Origin of the sequence: Parapedobacter deserti (genome assembly GCF_042646065.1) — a bacterium.
Classification (GTDB): Bacteria; Bacteroidota; Bacteroidia; order Sphingobacteriales; family Sphingobacteriaceae; genus Parapedobacter; species Parapedobacter deserti.
Map to the genome: position 1 here is coordinate 36,273 of NZ_JBHRTA010000009.1, position 23,449 is coordinate 59,721.

Annotated in this window: 19 protein-coding genes; 7 read left to right on the forward strand and 12 right to left on the reverse strand. The window is 54.0% G+C overall.

What is annotated here, in order from left to right; translation table 11 throughout:
* Positions 1 to 10 precede the first annotated feature (10 nt).
* Both ACFOET_RS03630 and ACFOET_RS03635 read left to right on the forward strand, forming a co-directional pair.
* Entirely contained in the window at positions 11 to 1,333 is a 1,323-nt protein-coding gene (locus ACFOET_RS03630) for a DUF4302 domain-containing protein (protein ID WP_379019671.1), read from the forward strand.
* 20 nt (positions 1,334 to 1,353) lie between these two features.
* Entirely contained in the window at positions 1,354 to 2,697 is a 1,344-nt protein-coding gene (locus ACFOET_RS03635) for a DUF4302 domain-containing protein (RefSeq protein WP_379019673.1), read from the forward strand.
* A 49-nt stretch (positions 2,698 to 2,746) separates the two neighbouring features.
* Here ACFOET_RS03635 and ACFOET_RS03640 read toward each other — a convergent pair whose 3' ends face one another.
* The 4 genes from ACFOET_RS03640 to ACFOET_RS03655 form a co-directional block, all read right to left on the reverse strand.
* The gene (locus ACFOET_RS03640; protein WP_379019675.1) at positions 2,747 to 3,364 is read right to left on the reverse strand and encodes an RNA polymerase sigma-70 factor; all 618 of its coding nucleotides are present in this window, start codon (positions 3,362 to 3,364) and stop codon (positions 2,747 to 2,749) included.
* Between the two features lie 226 nt (positions 3,365 to 3,590).
* On the reverse strand, positions 3,591 to 3,803 hold the full coding sequence (locus ACFOET_RS03645) for a hypothetical protein (protein WP_379019677.1): 213 nt from the start codon (positions 3,801 to 3,803) through the stop codon (positions 3,591 to 3,593).
* A gap of 53 nt (positions 3,804 to 3,856) precedes the next feature.
* Complete coding sequence (locus tag ACFOET_RS03650) at positions 3,857 to 4,243, reverse strand: VOC family protein (RefSeq protein ID WP_379019679.1); 387 nt, start codon at positions 4,241 to 4,243, stop codon at positions 3,857 to 3,859.
* A 15-nt stretch (positions 4,244 to 4,258) separates the two neighbouring features.
* Positions 4,259 to 4,408 (reverse strand): hypothetical protein, encoded by a 150-nt coding sequence (locus ACFOET_RS03655; protein ID WP_379019681.1) that lies wholly within the window; start codon positions 4,406 to 4,408, stop codon positions 4,259 to 4,261.
* Between the two features lie 200 nt (positions 4,409 to 4,608).
* Between ACFOET_RS03655 and ACFOET_RS03660 the strand changes: the two genes are divergently transcribed.
* From ACFOET_RS03660 to ACFOET_RS03680, 5 genes are all read left to right on the forward strand, one after another.
* Positions 4,609 to 4,926 (forward strand): metalloregulator ArsR/SmtB family transcription factor, encoded by a 318-nt coding sequence (locus tag ACFOET_RS03660; protein ID WP_379019683.1) that lies wholly within the window; start codon positions 4,609 to 4,611, stop codon positions 4,924 to 4,926.
* Between the two features lie 10 nt (positions 4,927 to 4,936).
* Entirely contained in the window at positions 4,937 to 5,404 is a 468-nt protein-coding gene (locus ACFOET_RS03665; RefSeq protein WP_379019685.1) for an SRPBCC family protein, read from the forward strand.
* A 4-nt stretch (positions 5,405 to 5,408) separates the two neighbouring features.
* Positions 5,409 to 5,792, forward strand: a complete 384-nt coding sequence (locus tag ACFOET_RS03670; RefSeq protein ID WP_379019687.1) for a DoxX family protein — start codon at positions 5,409 to 5,411, stop codon at positions 5,790 to 5,792.
* Entirely contained in the window at positions 5,789 to 6,427 is a 639-nt protein-coding gene (locus tag ACFOET_RS03675; RefSeq protein ID WP_379019689.1) for a YdeI/OmpD-associated family protein, read from the forward strand. The genes ACFOET_RS03670 and ACFOET_RS03675 overlap by 4 nt, the downstream gene beginning before the upstream one ends.
* Before the next feature lie 144 nt (positions 6,428 to 6,571).
* Entirely contained in the window at positions 6,572 to 7,627 is a 1,056-nt protein-coding gene (locus ACFOET_RS03680) for a zinc-dependent alcohol dehydrogenase (RefSeq protein WP_379019691.1), read from the forward strand.
* Positions 7,628 to 7,670: 43 nt separating this feature from the next.
* On the opposite strand, the gene ACFOET_RS03685 is transcribed toward ACFOET_RS03680, so the two are convergent.
* From ACFOET_RS03685 to ACFOET_RS03720, 8 genes are all read right to left on the reverse strand, one after another.
* Positions 7,671 to 9,413, reverse strand: coding sequence for a hypothetical protein (locus ACFOET_RS03685; RefSeq protein ID WP_379019693.1), 1,743 nt, complete (start codon positions 9,411 to 9,413; stop codon positions 7,671 to 7,673).
* Positions 9,406 to 10,677 carry an MFS transporter gene (locus ACFOET_RS03690; RefSeq protein WP_379019695.1) on the reverse strand — a complete coding sequence of 424 codons (1,272 nt, stop codon included), beginning with the start codon at positions 10,675 to 10,677 and terminating at the stop codon, positions 9,406 to 9,408. The genes ACFOET_RS03685 and ACFOET_RS03690 overlap by 8 nt, the downstream gene beginning before the upstream one ends.
* A 16-nt stretch (positions 10,678 to 10,693) precedes the next feature.
* The gene (locus ACFOET_RS03695; protein WP_379019697.1) at positions 10,694 to 11,803 is read right to left on the reverse strand and encodes a glycoside hydrolase family 130 protein; all 1,110 of its coding nucleotides are present in this window, start codon (positions 11,801 to 11,803) and stop codon (positions 10,694 to 10,696) included.
* Positions 11,754 to 13,250 (reverse strand): RagB/SusD family nutrient uptake outer membrane protein, encoded by a 1,497-nt coding sequence (locus ACFOET_RS03700; protein WP_379019699.1) that lies wholly within the window; start codon positions 13,248 to 13,250, stop codon positions 11,754 to 11,756. Before ACFOET_RS03700 ends, ACFOET_RS03695 begins: the two co-directional genes overlap by 50 nt.
* A 23-nt stretch (positions 13,251 to 13,273) precedes the next feature.
* The gene (locus tag ACFOET_RS03705; protein ID WP_379019701.1) at positions 13,274 to 16,306 is read right to left on the reverse strand and encodes a SusC/RagA family TonB-linked outer membrane protein; all 3,033 of its coding nucleotides are present in this window, start codon (positions 16,304 to 16,306) and stop codon (positions 13,274 to 13,276) included.
* A 174-nt stretch (positions 16,307 to 16,480) separates the two neighbouring features.
* Positions 16,481 to 20,599, reverse strand: a complete 4,119-nt coding sequence (locus ACFOET_RS03710) for a hybrid sensor histidine kinase/response regulator transcription factor (protein WP_379019703.1) — start codon at positions 20,597 to 20,599, stop codon at positions 16,481 to 16,483.
* 227 nt (positions 20,600 to 20,826) lie between these two features.
* Positions 20,827 to 21,945, reverse strand: coding sequence for a redoxin domain-containing protein (locus tag ACFOET_RS03715; RefSeq protein ID WP_379019705.1), 1,119 nt, complete (start codon positions 21,943 to 21,945; stop codon positions 20,827 to 20,829).
* Positions 21,946 to 21,956: 11 nt separating this feature from the next.
* Positions 21,957 to 23,441 carry a RagB/SusD family nutrient uptake outer membrane protein gene (locus ACFOET_RS03720; protein WP_379019707.1) on the reverse strand — a complete coding sequence of 495 codons (1,485 nt, stop codon included), beginning with the start codon at positions 23,439 to 23,441 and terminating at the stop codon, positions 21,957 to 21,959.
* Positions 23,442 to 23,449: the final 8 nt, after the last annotated feature.

Below are 23,449 nucleotides of genomic sequence, written 5' to 3' on the forward strand. Positions count from 1 at the left end.
GAAAAGAACTATGTCATTATCACTACAACATTTTATAAAATGGGCGGGGCCTTTCGTAGCGCTTTCGCTCATGCAGGCGTGCTCAAAGAACGAATTCGAAGGTGAAAGACCCGACGAGCGCCTCAACGCGACTCTTGAAGCGTATGATGGGTTGCTAGCTGGGGCATCACACGGTTGGAAGGCTCACCTGTTCCCGGCAGGCGGTGGCGGCTACGGATTCCTCATCCGCTTCGATGGGCGAAACCGAGTGACGATGTTGGCCGACATCACTGATGAAACGGGAAATCATGCCAAAGAAAGCTCTTACCGGCTACGGGCGGCGATGGTGCCTTCTCTTTATTTTGATACCTATTCATACATTCATGTATTAGCCGACCCGGACCCCGATGTATACAACGGAACGCCGGGCTGGGGATTGTATTCAGACTTTGAGTTTTCTTTCGTTTCGGTATCTGCCGACACCATCCGGATGAAGGGCAATTTATCAGGAAGCCGGCTCGAACTCATCCGGGCAAGCGCTGATGAAGCTGCGGCTTATGCATCAGGTAGCCTCAATAGCATGCGGCAACAGGTAACCGATTTTTTTCAACATAGACGATTTAGCTATTTGGAGGATGCGATGGGAGACGTGTTTAATACGTCCCTGAACCTTGAAACGAAGACATTCTCGTTGGTCTACGACAGTGCGGGCACTATAGCTGCCAAAACGTTTGGTTTTGCTTTTTCCGGCCAAAATGAGTTGGTCCTGTCTGACACGCTGCGACTAGGCAGGTTACTCATCGACCGTCTGCGTATCGATGCAGAAAGTGGGGAACTGGAAGCGACATTTGGAAATCAGGCGTTTCCTTTTTGGGAGTCAGATGCGCCATTGTTCCCGCTGATCCAGCTATGGGGCAACGCATATGAAGCAATCCGCGTGCCTATGGAAGTTCTTTATCCGGGAAACGGGACCGAATTCAATGCACGGCGGGAGGCATTCTTGCACCAGGCGAAAAGCCTGTTGGGTGCCGGAACCACATTCCCCGAAATGCGGCTTACCATCGACCGTAGAGAACAATTGCTGTTCGTTAACCAAATCGTAAGACAAAACGGTAATAACTTTCAATCGAATTTCGTCTTTTCCTATACGCTCGACAATGACGGGTTCACATTCCAGTATGAAGGAGCAGTGGATGGCAACGCATCGTTTTTGGAGCATGCATTTGTGCCCGTGCTGGAAGGGTTCTTGTACGGCAAAGTCCAGTTTGAGTATGATCTGCTAACCGATGAACTTCGGGCATCGGGCGAAAGCACCGGCTTACCGGGATTTAGATTTGTGGGGCTTTTGCAATGACAACGTTAATTAAAGTATTTATGAAGAAAATATCAATCATACTACTATTGGCAATAGTTGTGTTCGCTTCCTGTAGAAAGGAAGGCACAAGTGGCTATAAAGTGGAACAGGTATATCCGAAACCCGGAATCTTGATGACAGAATTTATGGAGGTTCTCTATGGTGGATCGCTGGGTTATCAGGCGACTTTGACGCAGAAGCGGGGCAACGGCAAGTTCTATACCATGTTCTTCAAGATGGATAAAGCGGGAAACGTGTGGACCTTGCTGGACCTCGACTTGAATACCGCCCGGCAGCCCAAACGAGGGACTTATCGGCTCGACACGGTGGCTAACCATGCGGCCATCCATTTTTCAGCAGGCACGTACCTCGATGATGTGATGCACAAAGAGGGATTCCGGTGGGTAGGTGCGGACACTAGCTACGCCTTCAGGTACGTAAAGGGTGATACCATTGTCCTCCGTGGTAACCGCAACGGCGACGAACTGAAATTGGTGCACCTCAACGCTCAGGAAGAATTGAATTTTGAATACGGCGTTTTAGGTAACTCGTACATCTATATGTATAATTTCTTTCTGCAGAAGCCTTTTTTTTCCTTTGCCGTTCCGGGCCATGGCCCGGTACAGGTGGTGCTGAACCCCGACGCACGGGGGTTGATCTTGTTCTTTGGTGAGAATAACAGAGCCATGGTAGCTTCATCTGACTATGCGTATGGCGTTAACCGGATCTTGCTGAGGACGCCTATCCGAATAGGCAACCATGTGATCACCGAACTAAGCATAGATACGGAACAGGAAACTTTCTACATCGCCTCCAACGGTAGCCGATTCGATCTAGAAGGCGCCTCTATGCCTGTGGTGCCTTTGCACCTTTTGCTTGGTACCGGTTATCCTCCGTATGTTTCCCTACCTTCCCCTTATTTCATAGAGGAACTTCCGGGCTGGTCGGAGGCTTTTCACGAACTCTACTTTAGAGCTACGGAAAGCATGCTTTTCAGCGAATTTGGTTTCCAGTTGGGTGTGTTCGCTTTTCACATGGACATCGAGCAAAACCGGATGAATTTGGAGGTCTTTTTCGGCAATCAGGGCGGCGTCTACAAAGCTGTCTATCCGTATTCCTATAGCAAGACGCCGGATGGGAACTATTCTTTTCAGGTTTTGCCGTTTGATGAGGATAACGTGCTTCACCAGAATGCGGAGTTCATTCGGGCGTATATGGAGCCACTACTAACTTTAGTCAATACCGATTCGTTCAAAATGCAATTATATGATTATAATGGAAGTGACTTTCTTGCCCAAATGATCAGTGTAGAGCGACCAGAAATCTACTTTACCGGGTATATGTCAGGCTATCAATTAAACTAAGAACTGGAACCTGGATTGAAGCCGCGAAGTCCTGGGCAGCGCGGCTTTTCTATGGCCATTCAGATACCTTCAATAATACCGCAATCCACAACAGCGTTGCGGTCTCATCGTAGTTACTGAGGTGCTTTCGGAAATGCGCCAAAGATGAGCTCATTTGGTTACGCACGGTGTGGACGGAGAGGTTTAGGCGTTCAGCAATTTCGGTGTAAGACAGGCTTTCGTCTCGATTAAGCAAAAAAATCTTGCGCCGTTGTTCCGGCATTTTACGCAATGTCGCTTCATATAAGGTGGCCAGCTCATGATGACAAAGCAATGCGTCGGCCGGGTGGTCTGCGCCATCTGCTTCGTCGGGAAGAACATCCAATGATTGTGTGAGAATGCGTGTTTTACGCAGGTGATTAAGCACAGCGTTTTTCGTAGATTGAAACAGGTAACCCGTCAAATCTTGGTGCTCTTCCAACCGAATAACACTCATTTTCTGCCATAGCCGCATCATGACGTCCATCGCCAGCTCCTTCGACGTCTCTGCATCGTTGAGCAATGAATGCCCGAATTTATAGATACGCGAAAAGTAACGGTCAAATAACACGTTAAATACTGGTTCGGCGTTTTCTTCGAAGGCTTGTAATAGTTGGTAGTCCGAAAAATTATGTAAAGCTTTAACCATTGGCTATCCGTTAATCGGTGTGATCGCAGACAAATGTAGCTTTTTGTCTTCTCTTCAAAGATACAGATAGTTTTCAAAAATTTAGCGTGTAATTTCTCGTTTTTTTATGGGCCATCGTTCCCCCAGGCAGATGCTATCGTCAGTTTATTAATCCCATATGGGCTATGCGTTGGTGGGTCCATGCCGCTGGACCGCGAAGAGGTGGTGTCCTTATGGTACCAACTGATTACGGCCTTGCCGGATAGCCGGTCACAGTCGAAGTAAATTTGTTCAGCAAGGCCGATAAGAATCCCTTCGGCCCCACGGATGTAACAGAGCCGGTAAGCGTTTTCGTACTGAACCACTTCACCGACCACCTGCACACCTTGCTGAGCCTGGATACCATGTCGTCTATGTTGTCCACGGCGAACATGACACGCAGGTAGCCGAGCGCGTTCACGGGCGCTGTGCGGTGATCGGCAACGGCGGGCGGTGGTTCTTTCTCCTTAATTTTCAGGTTCCCTTATTTTCAGGTTCCCGCTGCTGTAGGTTAAAGACAGTACCTGCGGGATCGGTGATCCAGTGCATATTTTCAGGCAGCTTTTCAAGCTCATCGCACGTTTCCGTGCCGTGTGATCTCAAGTATTCGGTAGCCTCATCCACATCCGGCACGGTAAGTTGCAACCAGGTCTCCGAATGGGTGTAATTGTCTACACAGTCCAGCCAAACGACATTGTTGCCGAATTTTACCTGGTGCGTCCTGGAAACGGTAGGGTTGGTTATGGGTTTTTCTTCAACCTCCAGCTTAAGGACGTCCCTGTAGAAAGCAACCGTTTTTTCATACTTGCTTTTGGGTATCTTGATTGCAATGTTAATTCCTGCCTCAAATTTAATATCCATGGTTTCAATTTTAATTTAAGTTTCCGGTTCATAGCTATGCAATACCGTGCCTTCTCCGGCTGCATCGGGCCCGAATGCGGTAAACATCGTGTAGGTATTGGCGGTCTTCTGGTCAGCGCAAAACCCGTCAACGGAAATGAACTGCTGTAAAATCAGTTTCTTCATCGTGCGCAAAGTTACCCGACGGGCCCAGGACATTTGCTGTGTAAAGAGGACAATTGAAGGGGGAAACGCGACAATAATGGTCGACTGGCGGTCGGATTTATATACGTTTAGTAAAATGCGCACCAATTGTTGGCGTGGAAAACAAAAAAACTTGTGTAGCTAAGTAACTACACTTATATTTGTAGCCAAATGACTTCGTAATGAATTTAAGACGCGACGTATTTCAGGCCATTGCAGACCCGACAAGAAGGGCCATTCTTCTTCTTCTCGCTACACAATCAATGACGGCGGGGGCGATTGCTTCCAACTTCGACACGGCAAGACCTACCGTTTCAAAACATCTTCAGATTCTGACAGCGTGCGAACTGCTAAAACAGGAACAGCAAGGGCGGACGATCTATTATCACCTGAATGCTGCCAAAATGAAAGAGGTAGCTGACTTCTTAGAACCGTTCAGAAAACTCTGGGACGACAGGTTCAACAAGTTGGAACAGGTAATGAATTCATATAAATCATAAAATTAACAACATGGAACAGAAAACGAAAATCACTGCCGAAGATGGTAAACAGGAGATTTTGATAACAAGGACCTTTGACTTGCCCATACACCTGCTTTTCAGGGCTTACACAGCGCCTGAATTGGTGGAGCAATGGATGGGCAACAGGGTGTTAAAAATGGATAACCATGCCCACGGAAGCTACCTGTTTGAAACGACGGATGCACAAGGAAATGTGCTGTTTCGCGCCAACGGCTCTATTCATAAGCTGGTTGAAAACAAAAACATTACACGGACCTTTGAAATGGAGAACACAGGGTTTCCCGTTCAACTCGAATTTTTGGACTTCGAGCCAATTAGTGAAGAGAAAAGCAAGCTAACCATGAAAATCATTTTTAAATCTGTGGCAGACAGGGACAATATGCTTAAACTGCCATTTGCAAAAGGCATTAATATGGCTCATAACCAACTTGAAAACATGTTTAGTAAATTGAAATAATAAAATGAAGAAGAGCGCTAAAATCACTTATTGGGTGGCTACCATTTGGCTGAGTTTGGGAATGGTATCAACCGGTGTTGTTCAACTCATCCAAATGGAAGAAGAGGTTCAAAAAATGAACGAATTGGGTTATCCTTCTTATCTTTTAACCATCCTCGGTGTTTGGAAAATATTAGGTGTCGTGGCTGTCCTTGTTCCTAAACTTCCATTGGTGAAAGAATGGGCATATGCAGGATTTTTCTTTTTAATGACGGGAGCGATTTTTACACATCTTGTTGCTGGAGGCGAAGCGGTAGAATATTTTGGCACGATCCTGTTGCTTGTCTTGACTATGGTATCTTGGTATTTCAGGCCCGCTGACCGCAAACTTTCAAATAGCAAGCGATGAAGATAGCGTTTAATCCGCAGGTTGACAAATACCTGATTGACGGCTGCATGCGTTGCAAATATGGCGGAACGCCACAGTGCAAAGTCAATAATTGGCGAGCAGAACTGGAACTACTGAGACAAATTGTCCTGGAAACGGGTTTGAAAGAAGAGATAAAGTGGGGGGCACCTGTTTACACACACCATGGAAAAAATATCGTTTCAGTCGGAGCACTGAAGGAATCTGCAAATATTGGATTTTTTAAGGGTGTATTGTTGACTGACAAACATAAAATCCTTCAACAACAGGGTAACTTACAATCTGACAGAATTGTAAAATTTACCAATGTAACAGCTATTGAAAAGCTAAAAGATGTGTTGAAGTCATATGTTTTGGAGGCAATAGCCATAGAAGAAAGTGGGAAGAAAGTTGAGTTTAAGAAAAATCCTGAACCAATTCCTGATGAACTTACAGAAGCCTTTGAAGCGGACCCGGCATTTAAGAAAGCGTTTTATTCCCTGACACCCGGACGCCAAAGGGGTTATATTATTCATTTTTCGCAACCTAAGCAAGCGAAGACAAGAATCGGACGAATTGAAAAATATAAAGCACAAATTTTTGATGGTATAGGACTAAATGATAAATATAGTTGTTGACCGATGATACACGGACAGTTTCACGCTTGCCATATGCGTTGGCGTTTACAGCTGTGCGAGTAAATCACATCTGCTTCGCTAAACAAAAGTCGTGCTCCGCTGTTCAGGTTTTACGATGTGACAAAAGGATAAACGACAGAAGCGATGAAAGCAGCACTGAAAACTGAAAATGGCGAATTTGAGATCGGCGAAGCCGGTACGCCGGAACTGCAAGGTCCTGACTGGGTACTTGCAAAGGTGAAAGTGGCAGGTATTTGCGGAACTGACCTGCGACATTGGAAGAAAGAGGAGCCTGAGCTGGTACACAAAATCATGGGCCACGAACTGGCCGGCGAGGTGGTCGAAGTGGGCAGTAAGGTGACTCACGTAAAGGTGGGCGACCGTGTGGTCATCGAGACGGTACTGGGCGACGACCGCTGCGACTGGTGCCGGGTACAGCAATACAACCTCTGCCCGCATCTTTATGACGTGCGCATGGAAACCGTGTCAAGAGCTTTTGCCGAATACGTAGCCGGACCAGCCAAGAAATTTTATAGATTGCCTGATCATGTCAGCTATGAAGAAGCTACGTTGCTGGATACCTTTTCGGTCAGCCTACACGCCATTCAGCTGAGCGGCCTGAAGCTTAACGACAAAGTGGCTGTGATCGGAGCAGGCCCCATAGGGCTGGCGCAACTGCAGCTGGCAAAAGCAAGTGGTGCAGATGTGGTGGTGATGGACGTCATCGACTCCACCTTAACGATGGCCATGGAGCTCGGAGCCGATATGGTGGTCAACTGCAGCAGCGGCGACCCTCATCAGATGGTCCGGGAGTTTACGCAAGGGCGAGGTGCCGATGTCGTGTTCGAGTGCGCCGGCGGACCGGCGATACCGGACACGCTACCGCTCGCCACAGCCATATCGAGGATCGGTGGCAAAGTGGTGGTTGTCGGCGGTTTTGATAAGGGAAAAACCAGTATCGCCCTTGAATGGCAACGCGTACAAATGGGCGAAATCCAGATCATCCCCAGCGCGAGCTATTCGTTTTGGGGAATCTATCCGGAGATGCAGATATGCCTGGACCTGCTTGCCAAAGGAAAGATCAATGCAAAGAAAATGATTACCCATAGTTTCCGGCTGGATGAAATCAACCGGGCTTTTGAAACAGCACGAGACAAGGCGCACACCGATGCGGTGTTCGTAGCGCTGACACTGGAATAGCTGTTTGGCGGCGCGATTAAGCCAGCAACAAAACGAAATAAGGCTATTGCGCGCCGTCAAAGCGGTAGTCGATCACCACATCGTCTGCCAGCAGCTTATGGCCTTCCTGCCGGATCTCTGCCCCGGCGGGTACAGCCACCAATACCGCCGCACCGCCCGCGGGAACGGTAATCCGCGCCTTGCCCCCCGCGCTCTGGGTGACAAATCTTGCCCGAACCGCATCGTAGATGCGCTCCGCTTTGCTTTCTTCAGACAGCGCAATCGTCACTTCCTTGGCCTCGGCATAGGGATTGTAGCAGAGGTAGCTCGGATAGGCTGCGTCGCGGTAGAAATCGGTGGCCAGCAGATCGAGCTGCAGGATGCCTTCCACATCAGTGGACCCAATGATGCTTCCGAATATGCCGGCATGTGCACTGCCGTAAACGCTGAACTGTGATACAGGTGGATTCTCGCCGGGAACCCATTTTGGACCATCACCCTGCGCCACCGGGGCCGGAATGTGCTGAAATTCATCAAATGTAGATGTTTTCGCCAACCCTTCGTATCCGATTACGCCCTTGGTTGCCGAAGCAAGTCCGGGGATGGTCTGATGTTCGGCCGGTATGTGCTGCGGGTAAAACAGGCGTGAGGCGTTGGCTGCATTGAGCATCCATTTTCCGATAGCGGCTGCATAGGACTGGTCGTACCTGACCATCGGCACCAGCGGCAGGGCGGTATCAAAGGTGTTCATCAGGAACCCGTAGCCCCCGTGGTCTACCGTACTGCCCACGATGCCGGAAATGTCGAACCCGTTCCAGCGGCCTACCAGCACGCCCCAGCCTTCGCGGCACACGGAAGTGCCGTCAAAGGTCCATTCCAGGATTTGCTGCACATCGAAATCAGTGCCTTGCTCGGCATTCATCCGTGCCGCGGTGTAGGCGCCGAAAGGCATGAGGATTTCGTAAAATCGGTTTTCAGGTTGCGTGTGCAGTGCCTGCTGGGCCCGTTTAGCGGCGGCTAGGAAGCGCTCATCGCCAAATTTGCGGTATGCAGCATAGAGTATCCAGGCATGACCCGCTGCGGCGTCTTCTTGCGCACAGATCCAATTGGACTCGGGCTGCATGTCGGCATAGTTGAAGAAGGTGTGACTGTAGTTGCCGTCCAGCACGGAGTCTGCCCGGTAAAATTGCTCGGCGATGCGGCGGGCCAGGGTGTCGAAGCCGGCTTCCTCCGGATACCGGTCGTAAATGGCGTAAAACAGCACGTTGGGGTAGATATCATACCACCAGTCTCGGCCATAGCCGCCGCCCAGTTGGGCGACCTCGGGCGCGGTATTGTTCATCATGATGTTCCACCCGTTTTCGCGGTTGAAATAGTTGCGCAGCATGCCTACGTAGTTCAGACCGCCCTGGCTGCTTTTGTCGATACGCACGAGCGTGGCGCCCAGTACGCCGCCCATCGTGGCGAGCGATTCATGGAACATGCCGTTGTTGCGGCGCGCACCTTGCCGGGCGTCTCCCATGGCGGTATAAATACCAATGGTCGGCTGGTCGAAATTCCTGCCGGTGCTGTCCCACCAGATCAACGGCCATGCGTCGCCCCCGGCACTGAAGTCATACACGGTACTGTCGTAGGCTTCGGCGAGCGCGCGCCAGTCGATGATGTGAAGCGGCTGGGGCAATTGCGGCATGGCGTCTATGCGCGCCAGCTGCCGCTGGCCGACGGGTGTGCCGGTGATTTCGGGGGTGTTTGAACAAGCGGCCAGCCAGATGCCGGCAAGGAAAAGATAAACCGTATGCTTAAACATAATCAAGTGTTTTTTTGGTAGACAGCTGTTTGCGGAGGTCAGCGTTGACTTTCAGCAGCTGCCTGGCAACAAAAATAGAACATAATTGCAAGAGGGCAATGAGGATGATGGCATAGCGAAGGGCGGCTTCTTCACTCACATATACCGCCAAAACAATGAACGTGAAGGCGCCCGCTAACCGGCCGGCATACAAGCCGGCTTCGTGGTTGAGGATATAGGCAAACTCCTGCCGGTTTTCAATGCGCTTGACCAGGTCAATGACGCTGAACTGGATGGGAAAGTAGGCGAGGTCCAGCAGCGGCTTGGCAATGAGCAGGAAGAGCATAAATAGCAGGACACCGGTGGCGTTGAACAACATGCCGTTGATGATGGCCGCCAGCGCAAAACAGACCAGGCCGATCGTAAATATGGCCAGCCGGTGCGATGGCGAGGTACGCCGCCCCAAAATGTACATGATCACGGCAGCCACGATGGCACCTACGGATTGTACCGTACCCAGCGCCCCTTCCTGACCGACCAGCCGCATGATGAGCATGGCGGGGGCGGTGACCAGGAATCCCTGGGCCAACCCTTTGAGTGCCGCCAGGATAAGCAGACGGTACCATTGCGGATGGAAGCTGAGGTACAGAAAGCGCTGCCGCACGGGATTGCTGAACGTGCCGCGGAAGCACATGACCGACGCTATGACTGTGATGATGAACACCATACCGGTGACCATACGGTAGGCCGCGTTGGCGCCTCCGGAGTCTTCGCCCATCGACTGGATGAACCACCCGATGCCGACAGGAACCAGCACTGCGATGATGGTGTAGAAAAATGTTTCCAACCCGTAGTAGTAATTGCGGTTGCCATCATGCGTGATCGCCAGGGCAAGGTAGTCGCGGTTTGCCCAGTAAAATCCGAACGACATGCCCATGGTGAGCCCGGCTACGGCAATGCCGGTAAGGTCGAGGGTTTTCAGTGACATCATAATGGCCATCGAAACGGCGCTGAGCATCATGCCGATGGAATACAGGGCTTTGATGTTGAATCGGTTGAGCAGGTATCCGTTGAGCAGGAACGTGAGCGGGATGCCGGTGTAAATGGTCAGCTGGTATACCACTACTTTGACCGGATCATCTGAGTTGCGCATGACGTAGGCGGCTACAAAGATGTCGATGACGGGCAAGACAAAGGCATAGATAAGGTTGGTCAGTACCAGCACCCGGAAATTGAGCGGCTGCTGCCGGAAATATGCGGCTTCGGCATGGAGTTTTCTGAACATGTTTTCCTGGTTTAAATCAAAGTGTGGCGAGGATATCACGGATAGAAAAATGGGCGCCGCACACATGTTCGTCGGCAGCGCCGTAGTAGATGGTCAGCCGATCCCCGTCTACCACATGCCCGTTGGTAAAGACGACGTGCCCGAAGAAGCCCGTAGTTTCGTACGGGGCGGTGGGCTCCATGATGGGGTGGTCGCTGCGGCCGATGACCATTGAGGGGTCTTCGAGATCGAGCAGGAGCGCACCCAGGCAGTAGCGGTGCTTGTGGTCCGCGCCGTGGTAGATGGCCAGCCAGCCCCGGTCGGTAAGGATAGGGGCCGCGCCAGCGCCGATGCGCTGGCTGTCCCAGTATCCGGTCCGGGTGCGGGCAATGAGCTTGTGTTGTCCCCAGTGGATGGCATCGGGCGAGCTGGCGAGCCAGATGTAATTGCCACCAATATCTACACTGCTGGGCCGGTGGAAGGCATAGTATTTTCCGCCGATGGTGGTCTCGAACAGTGCACAGTCTTTGTTGTGCGGGGGAAAGATCAGCCCGTGCGATTGGAAGGATTGCCAATCGTCAGTGGTGCGCAGCCCCACGGCGACACCGTTTGGCGACACCGATGTGTACGTGAGGTAGTAGGCGCTGCCCAACTGGCTAACCCGGCAGTCTTCGATTCCAAAGGTTTCGTAAAGCCCCTGCCCCCAGAGCGGCGGATGATCAAGGGCCTCGCGGAAGTGGACGCCGTCTTCGCTGTTCAGCAGGCGCAAATGCGATAGCGTGGTGAGGTAATCGGCGCCCCGGAAGTTGATCACCCGCGGGTCGGTGGCATCGAGATCCGGATCATCGGCCGGCAGCGTAACGATTTCCATGCCCCCTTGAGGCTTGAGCACGGGAAACGAGATGGTGCCTTCGCGCTGGGGCGGCCGCTCGGCAACGCGTACAATAAGCCAGGTCTTTCCCTTATACCGGAAGACGCCGGGGTTCAGGAGGCAGGCGATTTCCAGCCCCGGCATGGATGGCTGAAGGTCTGCCGGCGATAACAGCGGGTTTGCCTCAAAACGTGTGGATATATCGTTGGTAATCTGCATGTACATATCAGTATCCGGGGTTTTGAGTGATGGTTCCTGCGGACTTATCAATTTCACTTTGCGGAACGGGATAACGATAGTGGATATCCTGAAAGTTTTTTCCCATAGCGGTAAGCACAGCCCTGGCGGTGCCCCAGCGGCGCAGGTCGCTGAATCGATGACTCTCGAAGCCGAGCTCTACCCGCCGTTCGTGGTCGATCCATTGCTGCACCTGCGCCTGGTCTGCCACGGCCTCATCGCGGTCGGGCAGTGTGCCCGCAGGGGCGCTGCCCCCAACGATGAGCGGTGTGTTGCGCGCGCGGCTGCGGATGCCGTTGATGATTGCAATAGCCTCGGCCGGCTTGCCCAGCTCATTGAGGGCTTCGGCTTCCCAAAGGAGCACATCAGCCCACCGGATATAGATGCGGTTGTTCGGGGCGTCGTCATTTCCCTTGTTTGCATCATTGGTTGCACCCAGCAGCTTATATACACTGCGGCTTTCGGTATCCACGGTGTACGCCAGACGGGGATCGTTTGGTTCGAACGCCGCGAGGAAATCGGGCGACGGCGCGATGAAGCCCCAGCCGATGAGCGCGGTAAGGCCGTTGCCGCGGCGGGGTACCTGCCCGGGGCGGTGGTCATAGGCAAAGATAACCTCTTGGTCCGTGAATTCTTTGCTTACGTCAAACGCATCGAAGTAGTGTGTGTTGAGGTCGTAGTAGCCTGCCTGCTGCAGTGCAGACACCCGGTCCACTACCTGTTGCCACTGCCGGTTGTATAGCGCTACCTTGGCCTGCAGCGCCAGTACGGCGCCGTGCGAAGCGCGCCAGGGTGCGCTGGCATCCGGATGTTTGCCGGTTGGCAGGAGCTTCTCCGCCAGTTCGAGGTCTGCCGCAATCTGCTGCCAGACGGCGGCTTCGGGCTCGCGCCGGGCGGCATCGTAGATTTCGTTGAAATCTTTGAAGGCCTTGGTCAACAGCGGAACATCCCCATAGTTGACCACCAGTCCGAAATAGTTGAAGGCGCGGAGGAAATACATCTCACCCAGCTGCCGGTTGCGCAGTGTGGCGTCCATGCCGATCTGCTGCATGAGCGACTGGTTTTCCAACTGGTCGATGGCGCGGTTTGCGCGGGCTATGCCTTCGTAGGCGTATGCCCAGACTCCGTTGAATGCTTGGTTGAGAGCCGTGAAATTGAAGGTGCCGACCTGGTCCATCCAGGCTTGGTCGCCGTCTGGCGCCCACTTCTTGAGCATATCGCCTGATGCGATGTCTTCGATGATGAAGTCGTTGCGGACAACCAGGCCGTTGTCCCAATCCCAATTGCCTAAAATGTTCAAGGTACTGGACAGGGGCAGGTAAGCGGCGTCTGCCATTGCCGAAACCGTGGTGACGGTCGGTTCACCGGCCACCATTTCTTCGTCGATCTGGCCGATCGGCGGGCGTTCGAGGTATTTTTCACAGCTGCTCAGCAGCGCCAGTGCGCATGCTGCTGTGATGCCGGTACGTATGGTTAGCTTGTTCATGTTGCGTCGTTTTTTCAGGTCCATCAAAACGTTATGTTAATGCCGAATAGAAATGCCCGGGACAGCGGGTAGGTGCCCATATCCATGAGGTCGGTCGACTCGGGGTCCAACCCGGTGTAGTCCGTGAGGGTAAACAGGTTTTGTCCGGAAGCGTATATCCGGATGTTTTGCACACCCCAGCGGGTCTGTTGGAGCATGCCGCCGAAGGAATACCCCAGTTCGACATTTTTCAGGCGCAGGTAGGAGGCGTCTTCCACGTAGATGCTGGAGATGCGGCTGCTCCCGTTGTCGGTGAAGCTGACACGGGGTATGCTGTTGGTGCTGCCTTCGCCATTCCAGCTGCCCAGTACGGCGGTGGTATAGTTGAACGGGCGGGTGTCGTAATCGAGTATTTTCTTCGCATCGTTGTACCGGTCTATGCCCGATACGCCCTGAACGAGCAGGGCGAGGTCAAATCCTTTCCATGCACCGGAAAGGTTGATGCCATAGGTAAGATCGGGGATGGGGCTGCCGATGAACGTGCGGTCCAGGTCATTGATGACACCGTCGCCGTTAAGATCCCGGAACCGGATGTCGCCGGGCTGGGCCGAAGGGTTGGCGGTGCCGTGGAGGTGCTGGGCGATTTCGCCGGTGTTTTGATAAATGCCGTCCTGGACGAATCCGTAGTAGGCATTAAGGGCGGTGCCCACCTGCGTGCGGCTGGCCGGACCGGAGATATAGGGCAGGTTGGGGTGCAGGTTGCGGACGTCGTTGGTCAGCGTGGCCAGGTTGGCATTTACCGAATAGCTGAAACCACCGGATGTGGTGGAGCGATAGCCCGCACTAAATTCAAACCCGGCATTGCGGACTTCACCTGCGTTGACAACGGTAGGGTCTACATCCCCGGCGATGCGCGGCAGGCTGATGGGGAGGAGGATGTCTTTGGTGTGCTTGATGAAATAGTCGGCAGTAAACGTGAGCCGGTTGTCCAGCAAACCGATGTCAAGCCCGGCATTGTGCTGGGTGGTGCTTTCCCACCGGAGGTCGGGATTGCCATAGCGGGCCACGACAAAGTTTTCGCCGTCCCTGCGGTACAGGGTAAGGTAGTCGTAGTTGCCCAAAGAGGCCTGGTTGCCCAACGACCCGGTGCTCAGTCGCAATTTCAGGTGGTTCAGCCAGCTAGCGTCCTGCATGAACGCTTCGCGGGAAATGACCCAGCCCGCCGATACCGAAGGAAAATATCCCCATTTGTTGTTCTGGCCGAAACGCGAGGATGCATCGGCACGCAGGTTGGCCGTGAGGAGGTAGCGCCCATCATATACGTACGTAGCGGTGCCGAACAGGGAAAACAGCGCCCACTCCGAACCGAGGCCGCCATTCCAGAGGTCCAGTTCGGTGCCGCCGAGATCGATGTACCGGAAGGGCGCATCGTCAAACTCAAAACGGGCCCGCGACGCGTTGATGGAAGACCCGGTAAACCGGATGAACTCGGTTCCGGCTAGGGCATTGACGCTATGCTTGCCACCGAATGTCTTGTCATAACCCAGGGTGTTGTTCCACGTGAACGTGAAGTCGTTGCCCCGGTCTTCGTTGAGCGCATTCGGCCGGTTTTGGCGTCCTAGCCCTTTGTCCGCTTCGTTGCCGCCGCCGTCATCATCACCGAAATTGCGGTAAAACGCTTTATTGTGATTGAAATTGAGGTCAACGCCGAAGTTGCTCCGGAATTTCAATGACTTGTCGCGCAAGATGTCAAACTCGGCAAACACGTTGCCGAACGTCTTGAACTGCGAGCGGGTGTGGTCGGTGAAATAGGCCAGGGCAACCGGATTCGATGTCAACTCATACCGGCTGCGCTGGTCGTTTCCGACGCCTTGGTAAAACGGTAGGTCAGTAAATGGGTTGCTGGCCGAATAGGTGGGGTCTGAAGGGTCTTTGTAGACGGCCAGCACCGGCGGCCGGAGCAACGCATGCCGGATGATACCGGGCGCATCGCCTCGCGAGGAGAGCGGATTGCGCTGCTCATAAGACAGCTGCAGGTTGGTACCCACACGCAGACGATCGTTGAGGTCGCTGTTGATGTTCGAGCGGAAGTTGAGCCGCTCGTATTTGTCGTTGTCGAAAACGACGATGCCGTTCTGCCGGTAATATCCTCCGGCCAGCAGGAACCTGGTTTTCTCGGTACCGCCGCTGGCGGTGAGCTGTACGCTCTGTGAGTGGCCGGTTTCAAAGAGCTCATCGAGCCAGTCGGTATCGGCGAGGTCCGTGCGCGACGTTTCGCCCGTGTATGGATTCGTGCCGCTGTATCCTGAGTTATTCCACGCTTCTTCAAGTTTGGCAAGGTACTGTGCGGTGTTGAGCATGGTGGGCAGGTTGGCCACGCGCTGCACGCCGTTGAAATAGTTGAGGTCTAGCAAGGTTTTGCCGGATTGTCCCTGTTTTGTGGTGATCACGACCACGCCTGCGGCGGCCCGTGCTCCGTACATGGCGGCGGCGGAAGCGTCTTTCAGTACGTTCATCGACTCGATGTCCTGGGGGTTGATGAACGTAAAGTTGGTCGATGGCACGCCATCGATGATGTAAAGCGGATCGTTGCTGCCAATGGTGCCGACGCCGCGTATACGGATATCGATCGGGTCGCCGGGGGCACCCGTCGACTGGCTGACCTGTACACCCGCCACCTGGCCTTGCAGCACCTGGCCGATATCTGGTACGCGCCGTTTGGTGGCTACCGCCATATCCACGCTGGCCACCGCGCCGGAGATATCCGTGCGCCGCTGGCTGGTATAGCCGACAACGACCACTTCATCGAGGTCAGTAGCCAGCGGCAGGAGCACCACCTCGATAGGAGTTTGCCCCGTAACCGCGATCTCCTGCGCGTGGTAGCCTACATAGCTCACCACCAATACGGCGCCGGAAGAAGCGGAAATGCTGAATGTACCACGGTCATCGGTGCTGGTTTTCTCGGAACCGCCTTTCACCTCGACGGTAGCGCCGGCAAGCGGTACGCCCTGCTCGTCAACGACCCGTCCGCTAACGGACTGCTGCGCCGAAGACGAAAAGCCGGACGTGGCTATCATAATGGAAAACAACAGCAAAAATTTACTAAAAGGTTGGTAAATCGGTTTCATGCGTCATAACAATTTAATTGTGTCTAATTGGTAAGGGCAAAGCTAACAAGGTGTCCCCGATCGAGACTGTACTATGGTTTCAATCTTATGTACAATTTGAGTTTCGTATTGCAAATAAGTTGGTTACGTTGTTATTTTGGTTCGTGATCGGTACTCATTGGGCGAACATCCGTATTGTTTTTTGAACTCACGGAAGAAGTATGATTGGTTGTTGAAGCCGGTTTGGTAAAAAATTTCGTTGACCGTGAGCTGTGTGTTGATCAGTAATTGGGTAGCTTGCCTAAGCCGGATATGGCGGATGAACTCCGAAGGAGTCATACCGCTGATGGTTTTCAGTTTGCGGTAGAGCTGCATTTTGCTCATGGACAACGCTTGTTCGAGCATACCTGCATTGAGCTCGGGATTTTCGAGGTGCTTCATGATTGCCGATACCACGTCGCTGAGAAACTTCTCATGCTCGGAGTTGCCGCTGCGGATCATACTCTCCAACGAGTCGGCCTGCTGCAGTCGTTTATGCAGACGTGCCTGCTGTTCGAACAGGTTTTTTACACGTACCAGCAAATGGCTGGCATGGAAAGGCTTGGCAAGGTAAGCATCTGCGCCGACCTCATATCCCTCATTGCGCTGCGCCAGCGTGCTTTTGGCTGAAAGGATGATAAACGGGATATGGCAGGTGGACGGGGTGTTTTTGACCTTGTCGCACAGCGTAAGGCCATCCATGCCGGGCATCATCACATCGCTGATAACCAGATCCGGCGGATGTTGCTGCAGCACGCTGATGGCTTCGATGCCGTCGCACGCCTCGTAGACGATGTAATGCGCTTGCAATACCTGCCGGATCAAAAAACGGATATCTTGCTCGTCTTCGACGACCAGCACGGACTTTTTTTGTGTATCGGTCAGTTTTTCCAGTAAGGCGACCTGATTATAGGCCGCTGAATCCAAGGGTTGGGTGGCCGGTGCCGCCATTTCGGTATAGATGGGCGGGAGAGGCACCTCGGTTTCGGACAGGTGGTAGTCTTGATGCCGCTCCGAGGGGATGGGTAGGGTCACGTCAAAGGTGATCCATCCATCGCTGATCGCAGCCCGGATGGAGCCGCCCATCACGCCGACCAGCTCACGGGTGAACGCCAAGCCGATGCCCGTGCTGTAGGTACCGGCAGCGCCGGATTTACTGCTCTGGAACTGCTCAAAAATCCGCTCGTTTTCTTGCGGAGCCAAGCGGCAACCGGAATTAGCAACTTCCAGGTGCAGTGTGCCGGGGCTGCTGCCGTCCCGCCGCGCGCTGAACGATACATGTTTGCGGGGCCCTCCATGCTTGAAAGCATTGGAAAGTAGGTTGAAGACGATTTTTTCCAGTTTATCGGCGTCAACAGCGAATTGCAGGCCATCCGGTATCGCCAATTCGTAGGTGTTCTGCTGCTGCGCACTCAGCGGCCGGAAAACTTCGCAGAGCCTGCCCAACAGGGCCGATACATCCTGGTGACGGTAATCGGCGGTAATATGGCCAGCCTGTGCTTTGCGAAATTCCAGCAGCTGGTGCACCAAGTAAGTGAGGCGCGAGGTATGCTGGCGGAGCAGCGAGATCAATGGCTGCGACCGGACCGGACTTGTTGCCGGCGCTGCCTGCGCATGCTCCAACTGTTCGGCCGCGCCCACAAGCAAGGTAAGCGGTGTTTGCAGCTCATGTGCGATATGGGTGAAAAAATTGAGCTGGCTTTCGTGCAGGGCTTCATCTTTTTCGCGCAGCGTGCGTTCCAGTTGCAGACGGTGCCGGATGTTAAGTTTGTTTTTCCGGTCGTGGTACCACCAATACGCGAAGCCGAGCAGTGTCACCAGTACGGCGACGGTGAAGGGCCACGTCTGCCACCAGTAGGGTGCTATACGCAGGTCGATCACAGGTATGGCTTCGGTCCACAGGCTGCTGCCGTTTGACCACTTAACCAGCAGCCGGTAGCTGCCGGGTGGGATGTTGCTATAGCTGATGTACCCGTCGCTGCGGCCGTACTGCCACGTCTGGTCGTGCCCTTCAAGCATCCAGACGTACTCGCAACGGTCTGCATAAAGGTAGCTGAGGGCATGGATATGGGCGGTAAAGAAATTTTCCCTGCGCGGCAGTGTGTGCCGTTCGACATGCCCGTCGCCAGGCTTGCGTACGATATACCGGCTCTCATCCGGGTGCTGGTTGCCGAGCCGCAGGCTGCGGATGACCAGGTTGGGAAGGCTGGTATCTCGCGGTAGCTGTTGGGGGTGGAAATAGCTGAACCCATGGATACCGCCGAAATACAGGTAACCAAGGGCATCTTTCCATACCGCACCATCACTGAATTCAGCACGGTTAAGCCCATCGTTTTCCTGAAACTGCACTACCTGGCCGTTGTCGGGATTGATGCGGGCTAACCCCTTGTTTGTGCTGACCCATATCAAGCCCTCATCATCGGCCGTGATAGCGTGGATGGTGTTGTTGGGCAATCCTTCATGGTGGGTGATGTGGCGGAAAGCAGGCTGCCGCAGGTCCGAATCGGCCAGTGAAAGGTAGTTCAACCCATAGCTCGTGCCCACCCACAAGCGGTCGGCACCATCGCGGCAAAGGGAGAGCACATCGTTATTGCTCAGGCTATTTTCATATGAAAAAGCCTTAAAGTTGGTAATTTGTCCGCTGGCCTTGTCCAGTAAGGACAACCCGCCGTAGCGGCAGGCCACCCATAGCTGATTTGCAGGTCCGAAACATAGCGAGTAGACGATGTCATTGGCCAGCCCGCCGGTACAGGCCTGGTACCGGTACTGCCGGATGAACTGCACGCGGATATCGCCGTTGGGCGACCGGACGGTGCGCAGGTGGATAAGCCCATATCCGCTGGTGCCTACCCATAGGGAGCCGTCGGGGTCTTCCAGAATGGCGTATACCGAGCCAAATAGGGGAAAGTCCTGATGCCCTTCCAATTGGCTCCAGTTTAACAGCCGGTGCCGGTGTTTGTCGTAGATGCTTAGCCCCTTTCCATCGGTGCCGACATAAACAAGATCGTTTTGTGTGCTGTGCACGATCGAAAATACATCACGGTTGTTCAGGGATTCATTGAGGTGATGGTGCCATGTTCCCCGCCGGGTGTCCTGCGGCACGAAATTCGGGAGTATGGAAATACCGCCGCCCTTGGTGCCGACCCAGAGATCGCCCGCCACTTCGGCGATGGCCCGTACGGGCGGAAGCGACTGTGTGCTGTGCGGCGAGAGGGTTCGGAAGGGGTTGTTGTACTGTGAAACCCGCACAAGTCCGTTCCCGTCGGTGGCTACCCATAGCAGTTGTTCATTTCCTGTGGTCCAGCCCCTGATTTTCAGGTCTTGCAGCAGTTGCATGCCAGCAGGCAGCGACTGGGAACCAAATGACGCATCAAACACACGCACGCCCTGAGTGGCCACCGCAACGTAATAGCGTCCATTATACCAACTGATTGCGCTTACAGGGCTCCCGATGTCGGCAACCGGCACGGGTTCAACGGTACCGGGTTCAATGCGGTAAAGTGTCCCCGCGGCGCCGCTCAGGAACACGAAACCATTGGCGAGGTGGAGGCCGGTGGTAGCCGATTGATCGGGCGAAAGCCGGTAAGCTGTGCGGAAATCGCCAGCAGCAGTAAGTGTACAGGCAACGACTTCGCCACCGCTATTGCGTATCCACAACCGGTTCGAGCCGTCGATGCGCATGTCGGAAAGCGGGGTACGCACACCCTGAAGCGGCTGTGCAACAAATGAATCAAGATCGGCATCGTAGCGCATCAGCGTTTCGCCCGGCGTGCGTGCGAAAAGCCGTCCGGCGGTGTCGGCCACCAAGCCGAAGCCATTTTCGCCGATGCCCTGTGGCCCGTTTTCCTGATAAAAAAAGTGGCTAAACGTCCCGGTCGCTTTGTCATACCGGGAAATGCCCTCAACGGTCGTGATCCATATCCGGTTGTCGCGGTCTTCCAGCAGTTCGCGCACGACATTACTGACCAGACCCCGGCGGGTGTCATCTCCTCCGAAGTTGATCACGTGGAAGGTTTGGCCATCGTACCGGTTGAGTCCGTCCCACGTACCGATCCACAGCACGCCATCCCTGTCCTGTAGTATGCAGTTGACAGCGCTGTTGGACAACCCATTGCGGTTGTCTAACTGTAATGCGCTGTAAGCCGGTTGGCTGGTTTGGCCGGCGGCAAACTGCCAACCGATAAATGCGATGACGGCAGCGATACGTAACCAGTGAAAGCACATGCCCAAAGTTACGTAATTGTTCTACCGATCGGGCACGCTTTTGTTCTTTCACAAGTTCAAATTGTCCGCCTTTGCGAAACAGTGACACTTCGCCTTGTAAAATAGGCGCACCTTTTTTGCATATCTTTTTGCGGCATCCCGGTTTTGTAGCTATTGGCAGCCGCAGTTATATGGACTGCCTTTCAGTCCATGATTGCATGAAGTCAGTAGAAAAAACTTCGTTGGCGCTATTCGAACAGTTGCTGTAGCTTTTCGTGCAGCGCGTCCCCGCGGAGGTCTCTGGCTACAATTTTGCCGGAAGGATCGATCAGGAAATTCTGTGGGATGGCTTTGACGCCGTATAGTTGTGCAGCTTTGTTTTTCCATCCCTGCAAGTCGGATACTTGCGTCCATTCCAGTCCGTCATCCGCAATGGCTTTGAGCCATGCTTGCCGCCCTGTCTCACTGTCGAGCGATACGCCCAAAATCGTGAAACCCCGGTCTTTGAATTGCCGGTATGCCGCAACCAGATGCGGGTTTTCTACCCTGCAGGGTTTGCACCAGCTTGCCCAGAAATCAACCAGTACATAGCCTCCCCGGAAATCAGCGAGGTGCACGTCCTTCCCGTCGGGTGTGGGTTGCGTGAAGTCTGGTGCAGGCTGGCCCTCGCTGGTTTGCTTGGCCTGGACCAACTGGGCACCTAATACCTGGCCTGGATAGCTTTGGCGCACGTGGAGCGCCAGGGAACGGTAAAGCGGCTCCAGCATGCTGGCATCAGGCATGGGACCGGCATACTGATGCAACGCTTCAACGCTGGCAATGCTGCCCGGGTGCTCTTGGGCGAAACGGCGATACGTTTCCCGGCGTGCGGCAACCAGTGAATCTCGGCGCGCCGCAAGGGCGCTGTCGCCGGGAATTTGCTTCAGGGCGGCCGATACCTGCCGAAGCGTCATACTTAGCGGCTGGAGACGACCCTGGAGTTGTTGGAAATCGCCGTTGGTGGTACCCGGTTCAAAGCGGATATGGATGACCGAATCGACCTCGGGCAACTCCTGCCGGCCCGGTGACACAAAGAATTCCAGCATATCTCGTGTGCCTTTTCCATGGCCACCATGGTTGACTAACAGGTACGCCTTTTCCTCGCCCGGCAAATGGCCGGTGAAACGAAAGGTTCCATCGACCAGGTGGACCGAGTCGGTCACCGGCTCTGTGCGTATGCCGTAAATAAGATAAGCCGTGGCGGATGTGTCGGTTGTAGACACCTTTCCTTTTAACTCAAAGGGCTGCTGCGATGTTTGAGCGGTGGCTGGAACCTGAGTAAGGCCCATAACGGCGGTGGTGATGAAAGCGATCGATTGCCAATTCATGACGTATTGTGTTAGGGATTGTTTACTAACTGGGGTGATTGGGTAAGTAGTTTTTCGGAGAACCTAAGGACGAAACGCTCCGGTTTCAGGTGAAAGGTCGCCTTGACTTCACCCGTTGCGTCGTATAGGGTATGTGTGTAGCTGGCACCAGCGAAAAGCGGATCTACCGATAACCGGCGCATGTCGAACCAGCGGAAGCCGAGCGTGGCGAATTCGCGTCTGCGTTCGTCAATGATGAAGCGGATAAGCGCTTCTCGGGTCTCGGGTACATCGGCCGCGGTGGCCGCAGGCATCCGTTTGCTGCGCAGCGTTATAAGCGCCTCCCGTGCGCCGGACAAATCGTTTGTGCGGGCGCGTGCCTCGGCTAGCAACAGGTACAGGTCGGGAAGCTGAGCGCCTACTGAGCCGCCGATAAACCCTGCCCGCGAACGGTAGAGGCCGGTGGGCAACAATGGCCCCGGCCCGGGAGCAACGGGACTGTAGGCGTTGCTGTATAGGAGCAGCCGCCGGTCGTCTGCCGTGAAAAGGGCATGGGTTTCTGGGCTAATGATCAGTGGTGCCCCGTATCCGAGCCAAGTGATGCCTGCAGCAAGCTCGCCCTTGAGTGTTTCGGGGTAGCCGTGCCCCTGTGATGCCGTAGAACCGACATCCGGGGTGAGGAAAACATAGCCGATGGGCGCGGGGGATACCGTGGCGGTGTTGTAGTCGATAAGCCCCACCTTGCCACTCACGGTAAATTGCGTAGGCAAATCGGCATGCGATTGGTTCAGCCAGCGGGATGCTTCATCCGCGTTGCCAGCAAACAGGTAGACCTTACCTAATAGCAACGCTGCGGCCGCGCGGGAGTAGCGGTTTGAGGTGTTCTGCTGCAGGGGGAGGAACGGGATGGCTTCATGCAGGTCTGCGACAATGCGGTCGTAAACTTCTTGCACGGTAGCCCGTTTGAACTCCTGCTGGGTGAAGTCACTTTTCAATACCAGCGGCACACCGAGATCGGTGGCTGCCGTGGCCGGATCATAGGGCTTGCCAAAGAAATTGACGAGGTTGAAATAGGCGAAAGCACGATGGGCGAGGGCCTCGGCCCGATACTGCAGTTTTTGTTGTTCGGAACCGCCTTCCGCATCGAGCACCTCGTGAATGATTTTGTTGGCGGTGTAGATGCGGTGGTAGAAGGCGTTGACTTCTTCGGTATCTTCATCAGGACGGTACACATCGTCTGCCCATTCGAAAAGACGGTGGTTGCGGCTATCCGGCGCGCCGAATCGGGCAGGTGTAGCATAATGGGGCTCCAAGGCGGCCACGTCGTCGCCCAGGATGTTCCATGTGTTGAGGAGGATGCTGTTGCTCGCGATCTGCGTAAGCCTCGAATATTCGAGGAGGTTGTTATAGTCGCTGATGGTGCTGGCGATGACCTGTCCTTTGGGCTTTACATCCAGGAAGTCAGCAGTGCAGGAGAAACTCAACAGTGCTGCGGAAAAGAGCGTTATTTTTTTCATGATGGCTT

Bases quoted from the DNA above. Each gene is read 5' to 3' on its own strand.
- ACFOET_RS03630 (WP_379019671.1), top strand. From the start codon at position 11: ATGTCATTATCACTACAACATTTTATAAAATGGGCGGGGCCTTTCGTA.
- ACFOET_RS03635 (WP_379019673.1), top strand. From the start codon at position 1,354: ATGAAGAAAATATCAATCATACTACTATTGGCAATAGTTGTGTTCGCT.
- ACFOET_RS03640 (WP_379019675.1), bottom strand. From the start codon at position 3,364: ATGGTTAAAGCTTTACATAATTTTTCGGACTACCAACTATTACAAGCC.
- ACFOET_RS03650 (WP_379019679.1), bottom strand. From the start codon at position 4,243: ATGGATATTAAATTTGAGGCAGGAATTAACATTGCAATCAAGATACCC.
- ACFOET_RS03655 (WP_379019681.1), bottom strand. From the start codon at position 4,408: ATGAAGAAACTGATTTTACAGCAGTTCATTTCCGTTGACGGGTTTTGC.
- ACFOET_RS03660 (WP_379019683.1), top strand. From the start codon at position 4,609: ATGAATTTAAGACGCGACGTATTTCAGGCCATTGCAGACCCGACAAGA.
- ACFOET_RS03665 (WP_379019685.1), top strand. From the start codon at position 4,937: ATGGAACAGAAAACGAAAATCACTGCCGAAGATGGTAAACAGGAGATT.
- ACFOET_RS03670 (WP_379019687.1), top strand. From the start codon at position 5,409: ATGAAGAAGAGCGCTAAAATCACTTATTGGGTGGCTACCATTTGGCTG.
- ACFOET_RS03675 (WP_379019689.1), top strand. From the start codon at position 5,789: ATGAAGATAGCGTTTAATCCGCAGGTTGACAAATACCTGATTGACGGC.
- ACFOET_RS03680 (WP_379019691.1), top strand. From the start codon at position 6,572: ATGAAAGCAGCACTGAAAACTGAAAATGGCGAATTTGAGATCGGCGAA.
- ACFOET_RS03685 (WP_379019693.1), bottom strand. From the start codon at position 9,413: ATGTTTAAGCATACGGTTTATCTTTTCCTTGCCGGCATCTGGCTGGCC.
- ACFOET_RS03690 (WP_379019695.1), bottom strand. From the start codon at position 10,677: ATGTTCAGAAAACTCCATGCCGAAGCCGCATATTTCCGGCAGCAGCCG.
- ACFOET_RS03700 (WP_379019699.1), bottom strand. From the start codon at position 13,250: ATGAACAAGCTAACCATACGTACCGGCATCACAGCAGCATGCGCACTG.
- ACFOET_RS03705 (WP_379019701.1), bottom strand. From the start codon at position 16,306: ATGATAGCCACGTCCGGCTTTTCGTCTTCGGCGCAGCAGTCCGTTAGC.
- ACFOET_RS03710 (WP_379019703.1), bottom strand. From the start codon at position 20,599: ATGTGCTTTCACTGGTTACGTATCGCTGCCGTCATCGCATTTATCGGT.
- ACFOET_RS03715 (WP_379019705.1), bottom strand. From the start codon at position 21,945: ATGAATTGGCAATCGATCGCTTTCATCACCACCGCCGTTATGGGCCTT.
- ACFOET_RS03720 (WP_379019707.1), bottom strand. From the start codon at position 23,441: ATGAAAAAAATAACGCTCTTTTCCGCAGCACTGTTGAGTTTCTCCTGC.